Consider the following 19738-nt stretch of genomic DNA (forward strand, 5'->3'; position numbering starts at 1 on the left):
TGGGCCCGCGCTCAGTCCTTGGCGTAGATCGCCTCGATGTCGGACGCGAACTTCTCGGCCACCACGTTGCGCTTGACCTTCATCGTCGGCGTCAGCTCGCCGGTGTCCTCGGTGAAGTCGACGGGCAGGATGCAGAACTTGCGGATCGACTCGGCATGCGACACAGCCAGATTCGCGTTTTTCACCGCCGCGTCCACCTCGGCGAACAGGTCGGGGTCGGTGGCCAGATCGGCGACCGACGCCTCGGCGGGCTTGCGGTTGCGCTCCTTCCAGGCGTCGACCGCCTCGGGGTCGATGGTGATCAGCGCGCCGATGAACGGCTTGGCGTCACCCACCACCATGGCCTGACTGATCAGCGGGTGCGCCCGCAGCTGGTCCTCGAGCACCGCGGGCGCGACGTTCTTGCCGCCGGCGGTGACGATGATCTCCTTCTTGCGGCCGGTGATCGTCAAGAAGCCGTCCTCGTCGAGCGCGCCCAGGTCGCCGGTCTTGAACCAGCCGTCGGTGAACGCGTCGGCGGTCGCCTGCTCGTTGCGCCAGTACCCGCCGAACACCACGCCGCCGCGCACCAACAGCTCACCGTCGGCGGCGATGCGCATGCTGTTGCCGGGCAGCAACGTTCCGACGGTCCCGATCTTGACGTTGCCGACCTGGTTGACCGTGATGGCCGAGCTGGTTTCGGTCAGGCCGTAGCCCTCGTGGATGGTCAGGCCCACGCCACGGTAGAAGTGGCCCAGCCGCGCCCCCAGCGGCGCGCCACCGGAGACGGACGCGTGACACTCGCCGCCCAGCGCCGCGCGCAGCTTGTGGTAGACCAGCCGGTCGAACAACGCGTGCCGGGCGCGCAGCAGCAGCCCGGGCCGGCGGCCGTGGTCGTGGGCCTGGCTCCAGTCGACGGCCGTCTGCACCGCCATCGCGAAGATCCGGCCTTTGCCGTCGTTGGCGGCGTTCTGCTCGGCGGTGTTGTACACCTTCTCGAACACCCGCGGCACCGACACCACCACCGTCGGCTTGAACACCGCCAGCATCGGCAACAGGTTCTTGATGTCGCTGGTGAACCCGACCGTCACCTTGTTGGCGAACGCGGACAGGGTCAGCGACCGGGCCAGCACGTGGGCCAGCGGCAGGAAGACCAGCAGCCGCTGCCCCTCGTCGAGCAGCGTCGGCAGGGCCTCCTTGGCGCCTCGGCTCTCGTAGAGCAGGTTGGAATGGGTGAGTTGGCAGCCCTTGGGACGCCCGGTGGTGCCCGAGGTGTAGATCAGCGTCGCGGGATCGTCGGCGCGCAGCGCCTCGAGGCGGGCGGTCAGCTCGGCCGGCTCGACGTCGGCGGCCGCCTCGGCGAGCTGGTCCAGCGCCTTGGGGCCCGCGCCGTCGATGTGCAGCACCCGGCGCAGGGCGGGCAGCTCGGTGGTGAGCTCGGTGACCGTCGCGGCGTGCGCGTCGGTCTCGGCGAAGGCCAGCACGGCCTCGGAGTCCTGCAGCACCCACCGCACCTGTTCGGCCGACGACGTCTCGTAGATCGGCACGGTCACCGCGCCGACGGAAAGGATCGCCAGGTCCAGGATCGCCCACTCGTAGCGGGTGGCCGAGAAGATGGACACCCGGTCCCCGGCCTGCACGCCCAGCGAGATCAGGCCCAGCGCCGCGGAGCGCACCTGCGTGGCCGCCTCGGCGCAGGTGACATCGGTCCACACGCCGTCGACCAGCCGCCGGAAGATGACGAAGCCCGGGTCGTTGCGCTCGTGCTCGAACACCATGGTCGCGATGTTTTCGTGCTCGCCGACGGTGAAGCGGGCGGGGACACTGTACTCACGCACTGTGATGACCTCGATTGAAAGTAGTGACGTTGCGCGACCCGGTTCGGGCCGGTTTGCTGCCGCCCAGCCTAATCCGCGGATTCCGGGAGCACGCCGGGCCGGGGGTGGCCGCATAGTGGCAATCCGGATCGGTGTGTGAAGCTGGGGCGATGAACAGCATCCAGATCGCCGACCAGACGTTTGTCGCGGCCGACGGCGCGCGGGTGGGTGCCGTCCTCGGCGATGCGTCGTGTTGGCGTCGGTGGTGGCCGGACCTGCGGCTGCAGGTCGTCGAGGACCGCGGCGAAAAGGGCATCCGGTGGGCGGTGACCGGCGCGCTGACCGGCACCATGGAGGTCTGGCTGGAGCCGTCGCTGGACGGGGTGGTGCTGCATTACTTCCTGCACGCCGAACCCAGTGGGGTGGCGGCCTGGCAGCTGGCAAAGCTCAATCTGGCGAAGATGACACACCGCCGTCGGGTGGCGGGAAAGAAAATGGCCTTCGAGGTCAAAAGGACGGTGGAACGCTCGCGTCCGGTCGGCGTTTCTCCGGTAGTTTGACTTCGATCGAGGTATGGCGGTAGGAGTACCGTTTCGGCGCGCGATCGCGGAGACATCGTGGGGCCTTACCCGCCCGCGGGAGAGAGGGCAGCAGCCAGGTGGCGGAGAAGACGACGCAGACCATCCACATCGAAGCCGATCCCGGCACGGTGCTCGATGTCATCGCCGACATCGATTCCTACCCGGAGTGGATCTCGGAGTACAAGGAAGCCGAGGTGCAGGAGCGCGGCGCCGACGGCTATCCGAAGGTCGTGCGGTTCGTGATGGACGCCGGCGTCATCAAGGACACCATGGTCATGTCCTACCAGTGGCCGAAGGATCGTCAGTCGCTGAGCTGGACCCTGGTCTCCAGCTCGCTGCTGCGCTCGCTGGAGGGGTCATATCGCTTGACGCCCAAGGGATCCGGCACCGATGTCACCTATGAACTCTCCGTCGACCTTGCCGTCCCGATGATCGGGTTGCTCAAGCGCAAGGCCGAGCGCAGGCTGACCGACACCGCCTTGAAGGATCTGAAGAAACGAGTCGAGGGCTGAGTGAGACCAATGAATTCCGGGCGCCCGCCCCGGCCCGGATCAGTCTGTTCGTCGGCAAGGGCGGGGTAGGAAAGTCCACCCTGGCGTCCGCCACCGCCGTGTGCGACGCGAGCGCGGGGCGACGGGTGCTGGTGGTGTCCACCGACCAGGCGCACTCGCTGGGCGACGTGCTCGGCGTGCCGGTCCCGCCGAGCGGCCGCGGCGAGGCGGTGCGGGTGCTCGCCGACCTCGAAACCGATGCCGCCGACGCCGGTGGCGGCCTCCTCGACGCCCTGGCGCTGGACACGCTGGCCCTGCTCGAGGCCCGCTGGCGCGGCGTGGTCGACACATTGGATCGGCGGTTCGCCGACTCGGAGCTGAGCACCATTGCGCCCGAAGAGCTTTCGGCGCTGCCGGGTGTTCAGGAAGTGCTGGGCCTGCACGCCGTCGGCGAGCTCGCCGCCTCCGGGCGATGGGATCGCGTCGTCGTCGACTGCGCCTCGACCGCGGACGCGTTGCGCATGTTGACTCTGCCCGCCACCTTCGGGCTCTACGTGGAGCGGGCGTGGCCGCGCCATCGGCGGCTGTCCATCGCCGCCGACGACTCCCGCTCGGCCGCGGTGGTGGAGCTGCTGGAGCGCATCAGCGCCAGCGTCGACGGGCTCAACGCGCTGCTGACGGACGGCGAGCTGGTCACCGCGCACCTGGTGCTGACGCCCGAGCGGGTGGTGGCCGCCGAGGCGGTGCGCACGCTCGGTTCGCTGGCGCTGATGGGCGTGCGGGTCGAGGAGCTGATCGTCAACCAGGTGCTCACCGAAGACGAGTCCTACGAGTACCGCAACCTGCCCGAGCACCCGGCGTTCTACTGGTACGCCGAACGCATCGCCGAACAACGCGTCGTGCTCGAGGAACTCGACGCCGCCATCGGTGACGTGGCGCTGGTGCTGACCCCGCACCTGTCCGGCGAACCGATCGGCCCCAAGGCGCTGGCGGGACTGGTCGACAGCGCCCGCCGGCGCGGCGGGGCACCGCCGCCGGGCCCGTTGCGCCCGGTCGTCGACCTGGAATCCGGGTCGGGGCTTGGGTCGATATACCGGATGCGGCTAACGTTGCCCCAGCTCGATCCCCGAGGACTGTCATTGGGCCGAGTCGACGACGACCTGATCATCAGCGCCGGGGGACTGCGGCGCAGGGTCAAGTTGGCGTCGGTGCTGCGGCGCTGCACGGTGCTCGATGCGCATCTGCGGGGTAGCGAGCTGACCGTGCGCTTTCGACCGGATCCGGAGGTGTGGCCGAAGTGAGTGGGGCTCATCCCGACATCGGTCCCGAGCTGCGCCGGCTCGCCCAGGCCATCCTGGACGGCATCGACCCGGCGGTGCGAACGGCGGCCGCGCTGGCGGCGGGGGCCGGTGCGGGAGCCGGCAAGTGCCAGCAGGTGTGGTGCCCGGTGTGCGCGCTGGCCGCGCTGGCCACCGGCGACCAGCACCCGTTGCTCACCGTGGTCGCCGACCACAGCGTCGCCCTGCTCGAGGTGATCCGCGGCATCATCACAGAAGTCAGCGACGCCGGTGGCCCCGACGGCTCGCCGCAACCGCCGGACGGTCCCCCGGGCGGCGGGGCCCCCGCGGACGGGGGCGCCGGGGAGGGCGCCGCGAAGACGCGTTACCAGCCCATCCCGGTCACCGTCGAGGAGTGACCCGCGGGGACGAAGGTGGTCGGTTGCCCTGTGGGTCGGTACAGTTGGCGCAGAACACCGGGGCGGGCGAGAGGGAGGGCCATGTGGTACTGGCTATTCAAGTACATCCTGCTGGGCCCGCTGCTCTCACTGCTCGGTCGGCCGAAAGTCGAAGGCCTGGAACATGTTCCGACTTCGGGGCCGGCGATCCTGGCCAGTAACCACCTGGCGGTCATGGACAGCTTCTTTCTGCCGCTGGTGGTGCGGCGGCGGATCACCTTTCTCGCGAAGTCGGAGTACTTCACCGGCACCGGGCTGAAGGGCTGGTTCAGCCGGTGGTTCTTCACCGCCGTCGGCCAGGTGCCGATCGACCGCACCGACGCCGACGCCGCGCAGGCCGCGCTCACCACCGCCGAGCAGGTGCTGGGCCAGGGCAAGCTGCTGGGCATGTACCCCGAGGGCACCCGCTCGCCCGACGGCCGGCTGTACAAGGGCAAGACCGGCCTGGCCCGGCTGGCGTTGCAGACCGGGGTCCCGGTGATTCCGGTGGCGATGATCGGCACCAACGTGGTCAACCCGCCGGGCACGACGATGCTGCGCTTCGGGCGCGTCACCGTCCGGTTCGGCGAGCCGATGGACTTCTCCCGGTTCGAGGGGCTGGCCGGCAACCGGTTCATCGAGCGCGCCGTCACCGACGAGGTGATCTACGAGTTGATGGGCCTCTCCGGCCAGGAGTACGTCGACATCTACGCCGCCAGCGTCAAGGAACGCGGCGCCGCGCCCGAGGCCGACCAATCGAGCGGTGAGGCCGCCCGCATCCCCGAGACGGCCGTCGGCTAGGCCCGCACCGGAGCCGGTACCGGCGTCACCGAACGCGGTGAGCCCGCCCGCGCGGTGACGGTCCAGCCGGCCACGGCGATGACCGCCAACGCCCACCACACATAGGACGCCCCCACCAGCTGGTGCCACAGGTTCGCCGTCGTCTCGTGATGCTTGGGCAGCAGGTCGATCGGCGACCACCGCATCAGCGCGACCCCCGCGGCGCTGAGCGCGGCCAGCGCGGGGTTGCGCCGCCGCCAGGCGAGCACCGCGGTCACCAGGACCGTCGGCAGCACCCACACCCAGTGGTGCGACCAGGACACCGGCGAGACGACCAACCCGAACAGGGCCACGCAGATCACCGCGAGGATGGGCTCGCCGGCGCGCAGCACCCGCCGCATCGCCCAGACCGTCGACGCCAGCACCAGGAGGCAGGCGACGACCCACAGGCCGAAGCGTGCGTGCTCGCCCAGCCCGAGCCGGGCCAGGGTGCCCGCGATGTTCTGGTCGGTGTTCAGCGCGGCCTCGCCGATGCGGTCGGTGTGATGCACGGTGTGGGTCCAGTACTCCCACGAGTCGCCGAACGCCAGCGCGAAGCCCAGCAGGGTCGCCGCCGCGAACGACGCCAGCGCGGTCAGGGCCGCGCGGTTGTCGCGGCGCAGCAGGAAGTAGAGCAGGAACACCGCCGGGGTGAGCTTGAGGGCCATCCCGAGGCCCAGCAGCACCCCCCGCGGCCACGGCAACCGCCGCGGCACGCAGTCGGCGAGCACCAAGGTCATCAGCACGACGTTGATCTGGCCGAACGCGAAATTCGACACGATCGGTTCCATCCACAGCGTCGCGGCCGCCGCGATGAGCACCGCCAGCCACAGCCGGCGCAGCCAGGCCGGGCCGGGCACCGCGGCCGAGGTGCCCCACACGTCCAGGCCGGTCAGCACGATCGCCGTCGAGACGATCAGCAGCAGCAGGGTCACCGCCGTGATCGCGACGCTGGCGGCCGGCATGTGCAACCAGGAGAACGGGCAGAACACGATGGCCGCCAGCGGGGGATAGGTGAACGGCAGGTCCAGCCCGATGGGCGTGTGGAACAACACGTTCCCCCGATAAAGCGGCCGCCCGTCCAGCCAGGCCTGACCGCCCAGCTGGTAGATGTCGATGTCGATGCGGTACGGCGTGTGCCCGAACAGCTGCCCGGCCACGTAATACATCGCCGCCGCCGCCAGCAGCCAGAGCAGGCACCACAGCACCGCCCGCCCGGGGCCACGTTTGCTTGAGAAGCCCACGCCGGGCGCCCGCCATCTACTCATTTCGCAGAACAGCGTAATCGGTGGGCGGCTTCGGCCTCGTGTCGCGAGCGCGGCTCCCGCGTTGCGGCGGCGCGCAGGCGTAGGTTTTCAAGGGTGTTCCACTGGTTCGTGTACGGGGTTTCGCACTGGTACGCGCATGACATCCACGAAGGCGGGCGGCTGCCCCTGCTGTGCTGCCTGGTCGCGTTCATCCTCACCTTTTTCGTCACCCGCGCCTTCGTGCGCGTGATCCGGCACCGCGCCGAGGCGGGGGCCCCGGCGCGGTGGTGGCAGCCGCGCAACGTCCACGTCGGCGGGGTGCACATCCACCATGTGACGTTCGGGGTGTTGCTGGTGCTGGTGTCGGGGCTGACCCTGGTGACCCTGTCCGTGGACGGGCATGAGCCCGAATTCATTTTGGCGGCAACGCTTTTCGGTATCGGCGCGGCGCTGGTGCTCGACGAGTACGCGTTGATCCTGCACCTGTCCGACGTCTATTGGTCCGAGGACGGCCGGACCTCGGTGGACGCGGTCTTCGCCGCGGTGGCCGTCGCCGGGCTGTTGATCCTGGGCCTGCACCCGCTGATGTTCTTCCTGCCGATCTGGCACGGCGCCGATTCGGTGGCGCTGCGCGCCGGGGTGGGTGGTGTGCTGGTGCTGGCCCTGCCGCTGGCGGTGATCGTGGTGCTCAAGGGCAAGGTGTGGACCGGTTTGCTGGGGCTGTTCGTGGTCGTCCTGCTGGTGGTCGGCGCGATCCGGCTGTCGCGTCCGCACGCGCCGTGGGCCCGGTGGCGCTACACCGGCCAGCCCGACAAGATGCGCCGCGCGCTGCAGCGCGAACGCAGGCTGCGCCGCCCGGTGGTGCGCGCCAAGCTGTGGGTGCAGTGCGCGATCGCGGGCACCCCGCGCCTGCCCGACTCGCGCACCGTCGACGCCCGGCTCGACCATGACGTGCACGCGGCGCCGGCGCCGACGGGGCCCATCCTGATCGGCAAGTAGACGGGTTGATTGGCCGGGTGCGGTACTTCTACGACACCGAATTCATCGAGGACGGCCGCACCATCGAACTCGTCTCGATCGGGGTCGTCGCCGAGGACGGCCGCGAGTACTACGCGGTGTCCACCGAATTCGACCCCGAGCGTGCCGGCAGCTGGGTGCGCGCCCACGTGCTGCCCAAGCTGCCGCCCCCGTCGTCGCAGCTGTGGCGCTCGCGCGCGCGGATCCGCGCCGACCTGGAGGAGTTCTTCGGGGTCGAGACGAACGAGCCGATAGAGCTGTGGGCCTGGGTGGGGGCCTACGACCACGTGGCCCTGTGCCAGCTGTGGGGCGCGATGCCGGCCCTGCCGCCGGCGATACCCCGCTTCACCAGGGAATTGCGGCAGTTGTGGGAGGAGCGGGGGTCGCCCCGGATGCCGCCCCGGTCGCGGGAGGCCCACGACGCCCTGGTCGACGCCCGCGATCAGCTGCACCGGTTCCGGCTGATCACGTCGGGTGAGGCGGCGAAGCGGCGTTCGCCCTGATCAACCACCCCTGCGCCCCGGTTACCATAGACCGATGAACTGGACCGTCGACATCCCGATCGACCAGCTGCCGCCGCTGCCGCCGCTGTCGCCCGACCTGCGCGCGCGGCTGGACGCGGCGCTCGCCAAGCCGGCCGCCCAGCAGCCCAGCTGGCCCGCCGACCAGGCCGCGGCGATGCGCACGGTGCTCGAGAGCGTGCCGCCGGTGACGGTGCCGTCGGAGATCGTCCGGCTGCAGGAACAGCTGGCCCAGGTCGCGCGGGGCGAGGCCTTCCTGTTGCAGGGCGGGGACTGCGCGGAGACGTTTGTCGACAACACCGAGCCGCACATCCGCGGCAACATCCGCACCCTGCTGCAGATGGCCGTCGTGCTGACCTACGGCTCGAGCATGCCGGTGGTCAAGGTGGCCCGCATCGCCGGGCAGTACGCCAAGCCGCGCTCGGCCGACATCGACGCGCTGGGGCTGCGGTCCTACCGAGGCGACATGATCAACGGCTTCGCGCCCGACGCCGCGGCGCGCGAGCACGACCCGTCGCGGCTGGTGCGTGCCTACGCCAACGCCAGCGCCGCGATGAACCTGGTGCGGGCGCTGACCTCGTCAGGGCTGGCGTCGCTGCACCTGGTCCACGACTGGAACCGGGAATTCGTCCGGACGTCGCCGGCCGGCGCGCGGTACGAGGCGCTGGCCACCGAGATCGACCGGGGCCTGCGGTTCATGAGCGCCTGCGGGGTGGCCGACCGCAACCTGCAGACCGCCGAGATCTACGCCAGCCACGAGGCACTGGTGCTCGACTACGAGCGGGCGATGTTGCGCCTGTCCGACGTCGAGGGCGGGGAGCCGCAGCTGTACGACCTTTCGGCGCACACCGTGTGGATCGGCGAGCGCACCCGCCAGCTCGACGGGGCGCACGTCGCGTTCGCCGAGGTGATCGCCAACCCGATCGGGGTGAAGATCGGCCCGACGATGACCCCGGAGCTGGCCGTCGAGTACGTGGAGCGGCTCGACCCGCACAACAAGCCCGGGCGGCTGACGCTGGTGAGCCGGCTGGGCAACAACAAGGTGCGCGACCTGCTGCCGCCGATCGTGGAGAAGGTCCAGGCCACCGGGCATCAGGTGATCTGGCAGTGCGACCCGATGCACGGCAACACCCACGAGTCGTCCAACGGCTACAAGACCCGCCACTTCGACCGCGTCGTCGACGAGGTGCAGGGGTTCTTCGAGGTACACCGCGCGCTGGGCACCCACCCCGGCGGCATCCACGTCGAGATCACCGGCGAGAACGTCACCGAGTGTCTCGGTGGGGCGCAAGACATTTCGGACCTGGACCTGGCCGGACGCTACGAGACGGCCTGTGACCCGCGGCTGAACACCCAGCAGTCGCTGGAGTTGGCGTTCCTGGTCGCCGAGATGCTGCGCGACTAGCCACCTTCACTTTTCGGGCCGAGCGCGCGTGTTGCACGGCGACACGCCGCCGCGGCCGTGCATTTGGGCGCGCTCGCGGGCCGACGAGCTACAGCAGCCCGCTGAGGTTGCTGCCGATCGTCCACCCGACAGCCGCGACGAGACCGGTGAGCGCCAGCACGACGGCCACCCACACCAGCACCATCCGCCGGGCGCGCTGGCGGGCCCAGACGAAGTCGCTCAACGGGATTCCCGCGAATTGCCCTGCCACCGCCCGGTATTCGCCCTCGCCCGGCTCGGGCCCGCGGGTCAGCTGACGGGTGGGGTGGCGCACCGGCTGGTGCGCGGCCGGCGGGCGCTGGCTCATCCGGCTGTGGTGCAGCGCCGCCGAGCGGTGCTGGGCGGAGTTGCGCGGCGCGGGCACCCGGAAGTCCGGCAGGGCGAGCTCCGCGGCGATCGCCTCCAGGTCGGCGCCCATCTCCATCGCGTCGGCGTATCGCTCGGCCGGGTCGCGCGCGGTCGCGCGCTGGATCAGCTCGTCGAATTGCGTTGGGACACCGTCGATCGCCGCGCTGGCCGGCGGCACGTCGGCGTCCAGCCGGCGGTAGGCGATCGACAACGCCGAGTCGCCGCTGAACGGCGTCCGCCCGGTGAGCAGCTCGTAGGTGAGGACGCCGGCGGAGTAGACATCGCTGCGCGGGCCGGCGTTGCCGTCGCGCACCTGCTCGGGCGACAGGTAGGCCGCGGTGCCCAGAATGACGCTGGTGGAGGTGATCTTGGCGGCCGCGACGGCGCGGACCAGCCCGAAGTCGGCGATCTTCACGTCGCCGTCGTCGGAGATCAGGACGTTCTCGGGCTTGACGTCCCGATGCACCAGCCCCGCCCGGTGCGCGGCGCCCAGGCCGCCCAGCACCGGCCGCAGCACCGCCGCCGCGGCGTGCGGCGGCATCGGGCCGCGTTCGGCCAGCAGCTCGCGCAGGGTCCCGCCCTCGATGAGCTCCATCACCAGGAACGGGTGCCGGGCGTCCAGGCCCTGGTCGTACACCGCGACCAGCCCCGGGTTTTTCAGCCGCGCGACGGTGCGGGCCTCGAGCTGGAAGCGGGTCAGGAACTGGTCGTCGCCGGAGTAGCGCGAGTCCATGACCTTCACCGCGACCGGGCGGTCGAGGCGGACGTCGAGGCCGCGGTACACCGTCGAGGTGCCGCCGCTGGCGATCCTGGACTCGACGCGGTAGCGGCCGTCCAGCAACGCGCCCTCGAGGGGGTCACCCGTCCCGGTTCCGGCCACGGGGCCATCGTAGGTGCGGCCGCGCAACCGGCCGCGAAACCTGGGCCCAATGCGCCGAGCACGGCCTACACTTTCGCTGATGAGCAGTATTCCGGCCGGCGACGACGTCCTGGATCCCGACGAGCCAACCTACGAGCTGCCGCGGGTCGCCGAGTTGCTCGGCGTGCCGGTCAGCAAGGTGCAGCAGCAGCTGCGGGAGGGGCACTTGGTCGCGGTGCGCCGCGGTGGCGGTGTGGTGGTGCCCCAGGTCTTCTTCACCAAGGCCGGCGAGGTGGTCAAGAGCCTGCCCGGGTTGTTGACGATCCTGCACGACGGGGGCTACCGCGACACCGAGATCGTGCGCTGGCTGTTCACCCCCGACCCGTCGCTGACGATCACGCGCGACGGCACCCGCGACGCGATCAGCAACGCCCGCCCCGTCGACGCCCTGCACGCGCACCAGGCGCGCGAGGTGGTGCGGCGCGCGCAGGCTATGGCGTACTGACTGCGGCAGACTCCCGGCGCGCCGGCGTCCGGTACACGGCGTAGGCGGCGGCCAGCGCGACCGCCGTGGCCAGCGCGACGTGCAACCACGAGTACATGCCGTGCGACCCATCGGGTTTGAAGACCACCATGACCCATGTCGACAGCCCGGCGATGGCCGCGACCGCCCGCCGCGACTGGGCCAGCGGCGCCGCCACCGCCAGCGGCCAGGAGTAGTACCACGGCAGGGCGGCGGGCACAAACAGCACCACGACGAGCATCGAAGCCGCGATCCCGGTCAGCGCGGCGCGGTCGTCGCGTCGGAACCGCCACCACAGCAGCGGCAACGACACCGCGATGATTCCGATGCCGACGAGCCGCGTGATCCGCAACGTGGCGTAGAAGTCGACCGGGAACAGCCCGCTGCCCAGCGCGTGGATCAGGTTGGCGACCGCGGTCGGCACGGTCAGCCAGTTGATGATCTTCACCGAGCCCGCCAATGCGGTCAGCCAGCCCAGCCCGACGCCGGCGACCGCGGACAGCGCCAGGAACACGACGGAGAAGATCGCCAGCGACACCGCGGTGGCCGCCAAAAACGCCGGGAGGGGGCGATACCCGCGCCGCTCGCGCAGGTGCCGCGCCCACACCCACACCAAAAACGGCAGCGAGATGCCGGCGGTGGCCTTGACCGCGATCGCCACCGTGATCGCGACGATGCCCAGGACGTGACGGCCGGCGAAGGTCAGCGCGATCCCGGCGGCCATCAGGCCGACCATCAGCATCTCGTTGTGCACCCCGCCCATCAGGTGGATGAGCACCAGGGGGTTGAGCACGCAGATCCACAGCGCCAGTGCTCCGTTGGTGCCCAGGTGGCGGGCGAGGCGGGGGGTGGCCCAGATCAGCAGCGCCAGCCCGGGCAGCATGCACAACCGCAGCAGCATCGTCCCGGCGATGACGTGATTGCCGGCGACCATGGTGACCACCCTCGCGATCAGGATGAACGCCGGCCCGTAGGGCGCCGTGGTGATGGTCCAAATCGGGCTTACGTTGTCCAACAACGGGTTCGGGTTGGCCACCGGGCCCACGGCGTAGGGGTCGAAGCCGTCGCGCAGCAGCGCGCCCTGCGCCAGATACGAGTAGGTGTCGCGGCTGAAGACGGGCACGGACAACAGCAGCGGGGCCAGCCAGCAGCCGGTGGTCGCCCGCATCGTGAACTCGGTCGCGTCGCCGGCCAGCGCCCGCCGGCCCAGGGCCACCCACGCGATCAGCATGAGTCCCACGCCCGCCCACAGCAGAATCGACGACAGCACCAGCCCGTGGCCGAAGCGCAGCCAGGACAGGTGCAGCGCTTCCAGCAGGGGGTCGTGGGGCTTGGTGCTCCCCGCGCCCAGCCCGCCCGCGGTGATCAACACCGACCCCGCGAAGCCCAGCCGCGCCGGCCCGGCTTCCGGCGCGGCGGAGAACGCGATGATCCGCGAAACATACCGTGCCACAGGGGGTTTGGTGGAACTCGAATCGGTGGGGGTGGTCATTGGCTCACGCGGACCGGTTCGTGGCCATCCCGGCCAGCTCGGTCAGCCCCGTCTTGGCCGCCCGGTTGATCGGCGCCGCCGCCAGCGCGGCCAGCGCCCGTTCGGTCAGCGCGGCGATGCGCTGCTCGGCCGCGGCCAGCGCGCCGACCGATTCGATGACGCCCCGCAGTTCGCCCACCTGCGCCTCGGACAGGTCGGCGCCGATCGACGAGCGTAACAGGTTGGCCCCCAAGGGGTCTGACTCGTCAGCCAGCTGCAGCGCCTCGGCCAGCAGCACGGTTCGCTTGCCCGACCTCAGGTCGTCGCCGGAGGGCTTGCCGGTCACGGCCGGGTCCCCGAACACGCCGAGCACGTCGTCGCGCAGCTGAAACGCCACGCCCAGGTCGGTCCCGAATTCGGCGAAGGCGGCCTGCACGTCGGGCCGGTCCGCGGCGGCCGCCACGCCGAGCTGCAGCGGCCGCGCCACGGTGTAGCAGGCGGTCTTGAAGGTGTTGACGGTCAGCGCCGCCGCGATCGACTCGGCGCCGCTGGCCTCGGCGACGATGTCGAGGTACTGCCCGCCGAGCACCTCGGTGCGGATGTCGGCCCACACGCGGTGCACGCGTTGCTGGGCAGCGAGCGGCATCGAGCGGCCGAAAGCCTGGAAGACGATGTCGTCGGCCCAGGCCAGCGCGAGGTCGCCGAGCAGGATCGCCGCCGACGCCCCGAACCGCTCCGACGACCCCCGCCATCGCCGCTCGCGGTGCAGCGCGGCGAAGCGGACGTGGGTCGTCGGCCTGCCGCGCCGCGTGGCGGACTCGTCGATCACGTCGTCGTGCACCAGCGCGCAGGCCTGCAGCAGCTCCAGCGCGGAAAACAGCAACAACACTTCGGGATCGGGCTCCGCGTCCGCCACCGACCGCCAGCCCCAGTAGGCGAAGGCGGGACGCAGCCGCTTGCCGCCGTCGAGCACGAAATCCTCGAGCGCGGCGATCAGGGCGTCGTAGTCGGCCCCGATGTGGGCGGACTGGGCGCGCCGGCCGTGCAGATACCGCCGAAGTTGCTCGGTGATGGCGCTGGTCAACTCGACGGTGGCCGCTGCCGCCGTGCCTCTTGCGCTCAGCGCGGCGCCCCTTTCTGCTCGGCAGGGTCTCTGGGCCGACAGTGTATGACGGGCGGGCCGGCCACAGTCGCTTCGAGTTGCTTCGAATGCCTCACTATCGTGCCCCTATGCTGTCGGGGGTTGCCCAGCAAGCCGCCCGATGGATCCGATTGGAGAGTGCCGCGTGACGCTCAACACGATCGCGCTGGAATTGGTGCCCCCCAACACCGAAGACGGCCGGGAGCGGGCGCTGGAGGACGCGCGAAAAGTGGTGCGGTACTCCGCCGAATCGGGCCTCGACGGCCGGCTCCGGCACGTGATGATCCCCGGGATGATCGCGGAGGACGACGACCGTCCCGTGGCGATGAAGCCGAAACTGGACGTGCTGGACTTCTGGTCGATCATCAGGCCGGAGCTGCCGGGGTTGCGCGGCCTGTGCACCCAGGTGACCGCGTTCATGGACGAGGCGTCGCTGCGCCGGCGGCTCACCAGCCTGCGCGACGCCGGGATGGAGGGAGTGGTCTTCGTCGGCGTCCCGCGCACCATGAACGACGGCGAGGGCTCCGGTGTCGCACCGACCGACGCCCTGTCGATCTATCGCGACCTGGTGATCAACCGCGGCGTGATCGTCATCCCCACCCGCGACGGCGAGCAGGGCCGGCTCGATTTCAAATGCAACCGGGGCGCGACCTACGGGATGACGCAGCTGCTGTATTCCGACGCGATCGTGCGCTTTTTGACCGACTTCGCCAAGAACACCGACCACCGGCCCGAAATCCTGCTGTCCTTCGGTTTCGTGCCGAAGGTCGAGAGCCGGGTGGGCCTGATCAACTGGCTGATCCAGGACCCGGGCAACGCCGCGGTGGCCCGCGAGCAGGAGGTCGTCAAGCGGTTGGCCGGCGCCGAACCGGACCAGAAGCGCCGGCTGATGGTGGACCTGTACCGGCGGGTGATCGACGGGGTCGCCGAGCTCGGCTTCCCGCTGAGCATCCATCTGGAGGCGACCTACGGGGTTTCCGGGCCCGCGTTCCAGACCTTCGCGGAGATGCTGGCCTACTGGTCGCCGGCCTAGCCGGGCGGCTGGTCGCGCGGCGCGGTGAGCCGCGGGGAGCGGTCACGGCTGACCCAGGCCAACACCGCCACCACACCGGCCGCGGCGAAGGACACGATGCCCAGCCACACGCCCGCGCTGGTGAAGTTGCGGGTGTTGGGATCGGTGTAACGGGCGTTGGCCGTCATGGTGGTCACCACGCCCGGCTTGAGCTTCCACGACACCACGTCGGGCTCGACGCGGTCGCCGTTGGTCGACGTCACCACGCCGGGGAACGCCACGGTCAGCTCGACGTCGGCGTCGGAGTCGGTCACCGACGTCAGGTCGGCGCGGCCCTCGAGGATCACCAGGTTGCCGTTGCGGCGCAGCGACAGGTTCATGCCCTGGGCGTCGGAGTTCATGTTCGCCAGCTGCGGCAACTCGGCGAAGGTCAGGTCGGAGAACACCGCCTGCGACCCCACGTAGCCGTCGCTGTCGTAGGTCGACACCGCCACCTTCTGGCCGAACGGCAGGTTGTTCGTCTCGAGCTGGGGTCCGGCGTCCTTGGCCGTCTTCGGTTTGGCCGCCGCGATGATCTCCCCGGATACCAGGTCGTCGGGCGAAATGGTCAGCGACGCCCGCACCCGCAGGCATCCGGCGGCCAGGGGCACGATCAGCAGCAGCAACGCGATGGCCAGCGCGCGGCGGCGCCGGGGGGTGAACGGCGGTTGTTGCCGGGCCGTGACCGGGGGAGCGCTGGCGTGCACGAGGTCATCGTGCCAGACCCCCCGGGCGCGCCTATAGCGGCAGTGCGCGGCCGAGGACGGCGAATGCGCGCGGGTCCCCGGCGAAGTGATGGCGGCGGATGATGTCGGTGAAACCCAGCCGGCGGTAGAGCCGCCACGCGCGGTTGGGCTCGCCGTTGGTTTCCGGCGTGGAGAGCAGGACGTTCTCCTCGGGCCGCCCGGCGAGCAGGCGACGGGCCAGCGCCTCGCCGAGCCCGTGGCCCTGCGCCCGGGGATGAATGTGCAGCTCGGTCAGTTCGAAGTAGCTGTTCATCAGCCGCGCGATCTCCTGGGGCGGCAGCCCGCCGCGCTGCAGGCCCAAAACCACCTGTTGCTGCCACCACTGCCCGGGCGCGCCGGGGTAGCCGTAGGCCACGCCGAGCAGCGGCGCGCCGCTCAGTTCCGCGGCCGACGGGGGTTGGGTTTCGCGGGTTGCGTCGGTGCCGGCCGCCGCCCCGGGTGCCTCCAATTCCACGACGGCCACCCCCCGCCACCCCCGCCGGCGGATGTGCTCCAGCCACATGGCGGCGCGCTGGTTCTCGGTGCCGCGGGGGTACCGCATCGCTTCGACATACACCCCGAGGGCGTCCCCGAGACGGCGCTCCATGTCGGCCGGCGCCAAATCGATGAGGAATGTCGCCAACTCGCGGTGCCCTCCTCGTCCGGTGGCTTCGCATATCGGGTCGGCGAATGCCGGTGTCGCCATTATCCGTCGCGTATCGGGCCCCGCGCCGCGCGGTCGCATCGGCCGAGAACCGTCGTTGCGGGCGGCACGCGTCGGGCTACGGGGCCGGGATAGAATCGCTGCCGAACCAGTGGTACGGCGCAGATCGACCTCGTATCATTTGGGTTAGTTGCCTTTACAACGGGCATCCGCGTGCTATCGATAGTTACGTGCCAAACTGTCGGCAAGGAGGGACGAATGCCACTCTCCGATCATGAACAGCGGATGCTCGATCAGATCGAGAGCGCACTCTACGCCGAAGACCCCAAATTCGCGTCGAGCGTCCGTGGCGGAGGGTTCCGCGCGCCCACAGCACGGCGGCGCCTGCAAGGCGCCGCGTTGTTCGTCATCGGCCTTGCGATGCTGGTTTCCGGGGTTGCCTTCCGCGCCACCTGGCTGGGAACCATCCCAATTCTCAGCATTTTCGGCTTCGTCGTGATGTTCGGCGGCGTCGTCTACGCGATCACCGGCCCGCGGTTGTCGGGGCGCCCGGATCGTTCCGGGTCCGCGCCCGGCTCGGCGCGCCAGCGCCGCAACAAGGGCGGCTCGTTCACCAGTCGCATGGAGGATCGCTTCCGCCGGCGCTTCGACGAGTAGGCCGGCACGGGCCAGTACGGGGTAGCCGCGCGGCTGCCCCGTTTTTCGTGCCCGAGCACGCTCGGCGCCCGGTCGCAGGCTCGGCGCCCGCCGGGGCGCTATCACGCGATCGATGCCCAATCGAGCCCGAACCGTGTCCCGCGCGCAGGCGCGGCGCCCCACCGGGCCCCACGCCGGCCCCCACCGGGCCTACGCGCCGAAACCGCGGTCTTGACGTGCGGGTTTTCCGTGGCGGGTCGGCCTAGCGACCCCGCGCCGGCGGCCCCGCGGCGGCCGCTCCGCGACGCTGGGTGGTGGATAACCGGCAAAACGCCGCGTCGACACCCCAACAATGGGGCAAAGTGGGGGATCGTGGGGTATGGTGGCCGAAGTGTTTGGGTGACCGATAGCGGGAGGTGAGCCGGTGTTTCTCGGCACCTACACGCCCAAACTCGACGACAAGGGGCGGCTGACGCTGCCCGCCAAGTTCCGCGACACGCTGGCAGGGGGGTTGATGGTCACGAAGAGTCAGGACCACAGCCTCGCGGTCTACCCGCGGGCGGAGTTCGAACAGCTGGCGCGGCGGGCCAGCAAGACGTCGCGCAGCAACCCCGAAGCCCGGGCGTTCCTGCGCAACCTGGCCGCCGGCACCGACGAGCAGCATCCCGACGCCCAGGGGCGGATCACGCTCTCGGCCGACCACCGCCGGTACGCCAACCTGTCCAAGGACTGCGTGGTGATCGGCGCGGTCGACTACCTCGAGATCTGGGACGCGCAGGCCTGGCACGACTATCAGCAGTCCCACGAAGAGAACTTCTCCGCGGCCAGCGATGAAGCACTCGGCGACATTATCTGAGGCGTGTGCCCGTGCATCGTGGCCTCTGCCCGAACCGACCCTGGCGTACTTCCCCAACGCCAGGTTCGTACCTTCGGACAGAGACCCGGGTGCAGGGGCCGCCCGCCGGGCCTGGGAAGGCGTTGCGGTGGCTGAGAATTCGAGCGATTTCGGGCACGTGCCCGTCCTGCTGGGGCGTTGCGTCGAGCTGCTCACCCCGGCGTTGACGCGGTCGGACCCCGACGGGTCGGGGGCGGTCCTCGTCGACGCGACCCTCGGCGCCGGGGGGCACGCGGAGCGGTTTTTGACCGAGCTGCCCGGGCTGCGGCTCGTCGGGCTCGACCGCGATCCCAGCGCGCTCGACATCGCCGGGCAACGGCTGGCCCGGTTCGGCGACCGCGTCACCCTGGTGCACACCCGCTACGACGGCCTGGGCGCGGCCCTCGCCGGATCCGGTTACCCCGCAAGCGAATCGGTCGACGCGGTGCTGTTCGACCTCGGCGTCTCCTCGATGCAGCTGGACCGCGCCGAACGGGGCTTCGCGTATGCCCAGGACGCGCCGCTGGACATGCGGATGGACCCGTCGTCGCCGCTGACCGCGGCCGAGATCGTCAACACCTACGACGAGGCGGCGCTGGCGGACATCCTGCACCGCTACGGCGAGGAGCGGTTCGCGCGCCGCATCGCCGGCCAGATCGTGCGCCGGCGCGCCCGCGCCCCGTTCACCTCGACCGCGGAGTTGGTGGCCCTGCTGTACCAAGCGACCCCGGCGCCCACCCGCCGCACCGGCGGGCATCCGGCCAAGCGCACCTTCCAGGCGTTGCGGATCGCCGTCAACGACGAACTGGCCTCGCTGCGCTCGGCCCTTCCCGCCGCCTTGGACGCGCTGGCCGGCGGCGGACGCATCGCGGTGATGGCCTACCAATCGCTGGAAGACCGGATCGTCAAACGCGTGTTCGCCGGGGCGGTCACGTCACGGACGCCGGTGGACCTTCCGGTCGAGCTTCCCGGCCACGAGCCGCTGTTCCGGTCGCTGACACGCGGCGCCGAACGCGCGGACGCCGCCGAGATCGAACGCAACCCACGCAGCGCCGCGGTGCGACTACGGGCGCTGCAACGGCTGGAACAGACGAGCGGGAAAGGCGACGCATGAAGGTAAAGCGCGAGAGCCCGAAGCGCCGCGGCGGCGGTGACCGCCGCGACGGCTCGGCCCGCAAGGGCAGGCGCGCCGCGGCCGAACCGCGCCGCACCCGGCCCAAGAACGCCTCGGCGAACACCCGCGAGAGCCGGGCGCCCAGGTCGGGCCCGCAGACCAGCCCGATCGCCCGGCCGGTCGAGCGATCGGGCCGGCCCAAGAACAGCAGCCAGGCCAAGGCGCGGGCCAAGGCGCGGAAAGCCAAGGCGCCCAAGGCCGTTCGACCCCGCCTGAGCGAGCGCCTGGCCATTCGGCTCACGTCGATCGACCTGCGCCCCCGAACGCTGGCGCGCAAGGTCCCGTTTGTCGTGCTGGTGATCGGTGCGCTCGGTCTCGGGCTGGGGCTGACGCTGTGGTTGTCCACCGCCTCGGCCGAGCGGTCGTATCAGCTCAGCCACGCCCGCGAGAAGAACCGAATGCTGCTGCAGCAGAAGGAGGCGCTGGAACGCGATGTGCGCCAGGCGGAGTCCGCCCCGGCGCTCGCCGAAGCCGCCCGCAATCAGGGCATGATCCCGACGAGGGACACCGCGCATCTGGTCCAGGACCCCTCCGGTAACTGGGTGGTCGTCGGCGACCCGAAGCCGGCGGACGGCGTCCCCCCGCCGCCGCTGAACACCAAGCTCTCCGACGCCCCCCCCCCGCCCCCCCCGGCGCAGCCGC

The 19738-nt window shown here is 70.7% G+C and carries 21 protein-coding genes; 14 read left to right on the top strand and 7 right to left on the bottom strand.

Going from position 1 to position 19738, the window contains the following annotated elements:
- Positions 1-11: 11 nt before the first annotated feature.
- Positions 12-1817, bottom strand: coding sequence for an AMP-dependent synthetase/ligase (locus BST11_RS19090; RefSeq protein WP_083139453.1), 1806 nt, complete (start codon positions 1815-1817; stop codon positions 12-14).
- A gap of 149 nt (positions 1818-1966) precedes the next feature.
- Between BST11_RS19090 and BST11_RS19095 the strand changes: the two genes are divergently transcribed.
- From BST11_RS19095 to BST11_RS19115, 5 genes are all read left to right on the top strand, one after another.
- Positions 1967-2356, top strand: a complete 390-nt coding sequence (locus BST11_RS19095) for a polyketide cyclase / dehydrase and lipid transport (RefSeq protein ID WP_083139454.1) — start codon at positions 1967-1969, stop codon at positions 2354-2356.
- 98 nt (positions 2357-2454) lie between these two features.
- Positions 2455-2889 carry an SRPBCC family protein gene (locus tag BST11_RS19100; protein ID WP_067315391.1) on the top strand — a complete coding sequence of 145 codons (435 nt, stop codon included), beginning with the start codon at positions 2455-2457 and terminating at the stop codon, positions 2887-2889.
- Complete coding sequence (locus BST11_RS19105; protein ID WP_142276434.1) at positions 2886-4169, top strand: ArsA family ATPase; 1284 nt, start codon at positions 2886-2888, stop codon at positions 4167-4169. The genes BST11_RS19100 and BST11_RS19105 overlap by 4 nt, the downstream gene beginning before the upstream one ends.
- A complete protein-coding gene (locus BST11_RS19110) occupies positions 4166-4564 on the top strand; it encodes a hypothetical protein (RefSeq protein WP_083139470.1) in 399 nt (132 codons plus the stop codon). Before BST11_RS19105 ends, BST11_RS19110 begins: the two co-directional genes overlap by 4 nt.
- An 81-nt stretch (positions 4565-4645) precedes the next feature.
- Positions 4646-5383: a lysophospholipid acyltransferase family protein gene (locus tag BST11_RS19115; RefSeq protein WP_083139456.1), complete on the top strand. Its 738-nt coding sequence runs from the start codon at positions 4646-4648 to the stop codon at positions 5381-5383.
- Here the strand turns inward: BST11_RS19115 and BST11_RS19120 are convergent.
- Entirely contained in the window at positions 5380-6669 is a 1290-nt protein-coding gene (locus tag BST11_RS19120; RefSeq protein ID WP_083139457.1) for a glycosyltransferase 87 family protein, read from the bottom strand. The genes BST11_RS19115 and BST11_RS19120 overlap by 4 nt on opposite strands.
- A gap of 93 nt (positions 6670-6762) precedes the next feature.
- Between BST11_RS19120 and BST11_RS19125 the strand changes: the two genes are divergently transcribed.
- The 3 genes from BST11_RS19125 to BST11_RS19135 are packed head-to-tail and all read left to right on the top strand — an operon-like array spanning position 6763 to position 9591.
- Entirely contained in the window at positions 6763-7647 is an 885-nt protein-coding gene (locus tag BST11_RS19125) for a hypothetical protein (protein ID WP_083139458.1), read from the top strand.
- Positions 7648-7664: 17 nt separating this feature from the next.
- Positions 7665-8168: a polyadenylate-specific 3'-exoribonuclease AS gene (locus BST11_RS19130; protein ID WP_083139459.1), complete on the top strand. Its 504-nt coding sequence runs from the start codon at positions 7665-7667 to the stop codon at positions 8166-8168.
- 34 nt (positions 8169-8202) lie between these two features.
- Positions 8203-9591 carry a class II 3-deoxy-7-phosphoheptulonate synthase gene (locus BST11_RS19135; RefSeq protein ID WP_067315375.1) on the top strand — a complete coding sequence of 463 codons (1389 nt, stop codon included), beginning with the start codon at positions 8203-8205 and terminating at the stop codon, positions 9589-9591.
- Positions 9592-9679: 88 nt separating this feature from the next.
- On the opposite strand, the gene BST11_RS19140 is transcribed toward BST11_RS19135, so the two are convergent.
- Entirely contained in the window at positions 9680-10858 is a 1179-nt protein-coding gene (locus BST11_RS19140; RefSeq protein ID WP_142276435.1) for a protein kinase domain-containing protein, read from the bottom strand.
- A 79-nt stretch (positions 10859-10937) separates the two neighbouring features.
- Here BST11_RS19140 and BST11_RS19145 point away from each other — a divergent pair, with 79 nt between their 5' ends.
- The gene (locus BST11_RS19145) at positions 10938-11342 is read left to right on the top strand and encodes an Rv2175c family DNA-binding protein (protein ID WP_083139461.1); all 405 of its coding nucleotides are present in this window, start codon (positions 10938-10940) and stop codon (positions 11340-11342) included.
- On the opposite strand, the gene BST11_RS19150 is transcribed toward BST11_RS19145, so the two are convergent.
- Positions 11329-12852: an alpha-(1->6)-mannopyranosyltransferase A gene (locus tag BST11_RS19150; RefSeq protein WP_083139462.1), complete on the bottom strand. Its 1524-nt coding sequence runs from the start codon at positions 12850-12852 to the stop codon at positions 11329-11331. The two genes, BST11_RS19145 and BST11_RS19150, sit on opposite strands and share 14 nt — an antisense overlap.
- A 4-nt stretch (positions 12853-12856) precedes the next feature.
- Positions 12857-13915, bottom strand: coding sequence for a bifunctional (2E,6E)-farnesyl/geranyl diphosphate synthase (gene idsA2 / locus BST11_RS19155; RefSeq protein ID WP_083139463.1), 1059 nt, complete (start codon positions 13913-13915; stop codon positions 12857-12859).
- A gap of 202 nt (positions 13916-14117) precedes the next feature.
- Between idsA2 and BST11_RS19160 the strand changes: the two genes are divergently transcribed.
- Positions 14118-15005: a mycobacterial-type methylenetetrahydrofolate reductase gene (locus BST11_RS19160; protein WP_083139464.1), complete on the top strand. Its 888-nt coding sequence runs from the start codon at positions 14118-14120 to the stop codon at positions 15003-15005.
- On the opposite strand, the gene BST11_RS19165 is transcribed toward BST11_RS19160, so the two are convergent.
- Positions 15002-15730, bottom strand: coding sequence for an LppM family (lipo)protein (locus BST11_RS19165; protein WP_142276436.1), 729 nt, complete (start codon positions 15728-15730; stop codon positions 15002-15004). The genes BST11_RS19160 and BST11_RS19165 overlap by 4 nt on opposite strands.
- A 31-nt stretch (positions 15731-15761) precedes the next feature.
- On the bottom strand, positions 15762-16391 hold the full coding sequence (locus tag BST11_RS19170) for a GNAT family N-acetyltransferase (protein WP_083139472.1): 630 nt from the start codon (positions 16389-16391) through the stop codon (positions 15762-15764).
- Positions 16392-16670: 279 nt separating this feature from the next.
- Here BST11_RS19170 and BST11_RS19175 point away from each other — a divergent pair, with 279 nt between their 5' ends.
- From BST11_RS19175 to ftsL, 4 genes are all read left to right on the top strand, one after another.
- Positions 16671-17069 (top strand): DUF3040 domain-containing protein, encoded by a 399-nt coding sequence (locus BST11_RS19175; protein WP_083139465.1) that lies wholly within the window; start codon positions 16671-16673, stop codon positions 17067-17069.
- 403 nt (positions 17070-17472) lie between these two features.
- Complete coding sequence (mraZ, locus tag BST11_RS19180) at positions 17473-17904, top strand: division/cell wall cluster transcriptional repressor MraZ (RefSeq protein ID WP_083139466.1); 432 nt, start codon at positions 17473-17475, stop codon at positions 17902-17904.
- The gene (gene rsmH / locus BST11_RS19185) at positions 17879-19036 is read left to right on the top strand and encodes a 16S rRNA (cytosine(1402)-N(4))-methyltransferase RsmH (protein WP_142276437.1); all 1158 of its coding nucleotides are present in this window, start codon (positions 17879-17881) and stop codon (positions 19034-19036) included. Before mraZ ends, rsmH begins: the two co-directional genes overlap by 26 nt.
- Positions 19033-19738 (top strand): cell division protein FtsL (gene ftsL, locus BST11_RS19190; protein WP_483406805.1); only part of this gene is annotated, 706 nt, incomplete at its 3' end. The genes rsmH and ftsL, both read left to right, overlap by 4 nt.

Source organism: Mycobacterium alsense (genome assembly GCF_002086635.1).
GTDB lineage: Bacteria > Actinomycetota > Actinomycetes > Mycobacteriales > Mycobacteriaceae > Mycobacterium > Mycobacterium alsense.

Coding starts and splice junctions, on each gene's coding strand:
- BST11_RS19150 (WP_083139462.1), bottom strand. CDS start 12,852: ATGACCACCCCCACCGATTCGAGTTCCACCAAACCCCCTGTGGCACGG.
- rsmH (WP_142276437.1), top strand. CDS start 17,879: ATGAAGCACTCGGCGACATTATCTGAGGCGTGTGCCCGTGCATCGTGG.
- BST11_RS19115 (WP_083139456.1), top strand. CDS start 4,646: ATGTGGTACTGGCTATTCAAGTACATCCTGCTGGGCCCGCTGCTCTCA.
- BST11_RS19095 (WP_083139454.1), top strand. CDS start 1,967: ATGAACAGCATCCAGATCGCCGACCAGACGTTTGTCGCGGCCGACGGC.
- BST11_RS19145 (WP_083139461.1), top strand. CDS start 10,938: ATGAGCAGTATTCCGGCCGGCGACGACGTCCTGGATCCCGACGAGCCA.
- BST11_RS19135 (WP_067315375.1), top strand. CDS start 8,203: ATGAACTGGACCGTCGACATCCCGATCGACCAGCTGCCGCCGCTGCCG.
- BST11_RS19120 (WP_083139457.1), bottom strand. CDS start 6,669: ATGAGTAGATGGCGGGCGCCCGGCGTGGGCTTCTCAAGCAAACGTGGC.
- BST11_RS19175 (WP_083139465.1), top strand. CDS start 16,671: ATGCCACTCTCCGATCATGAACAGCGGATGCTCGATCAGATCGAGAGC.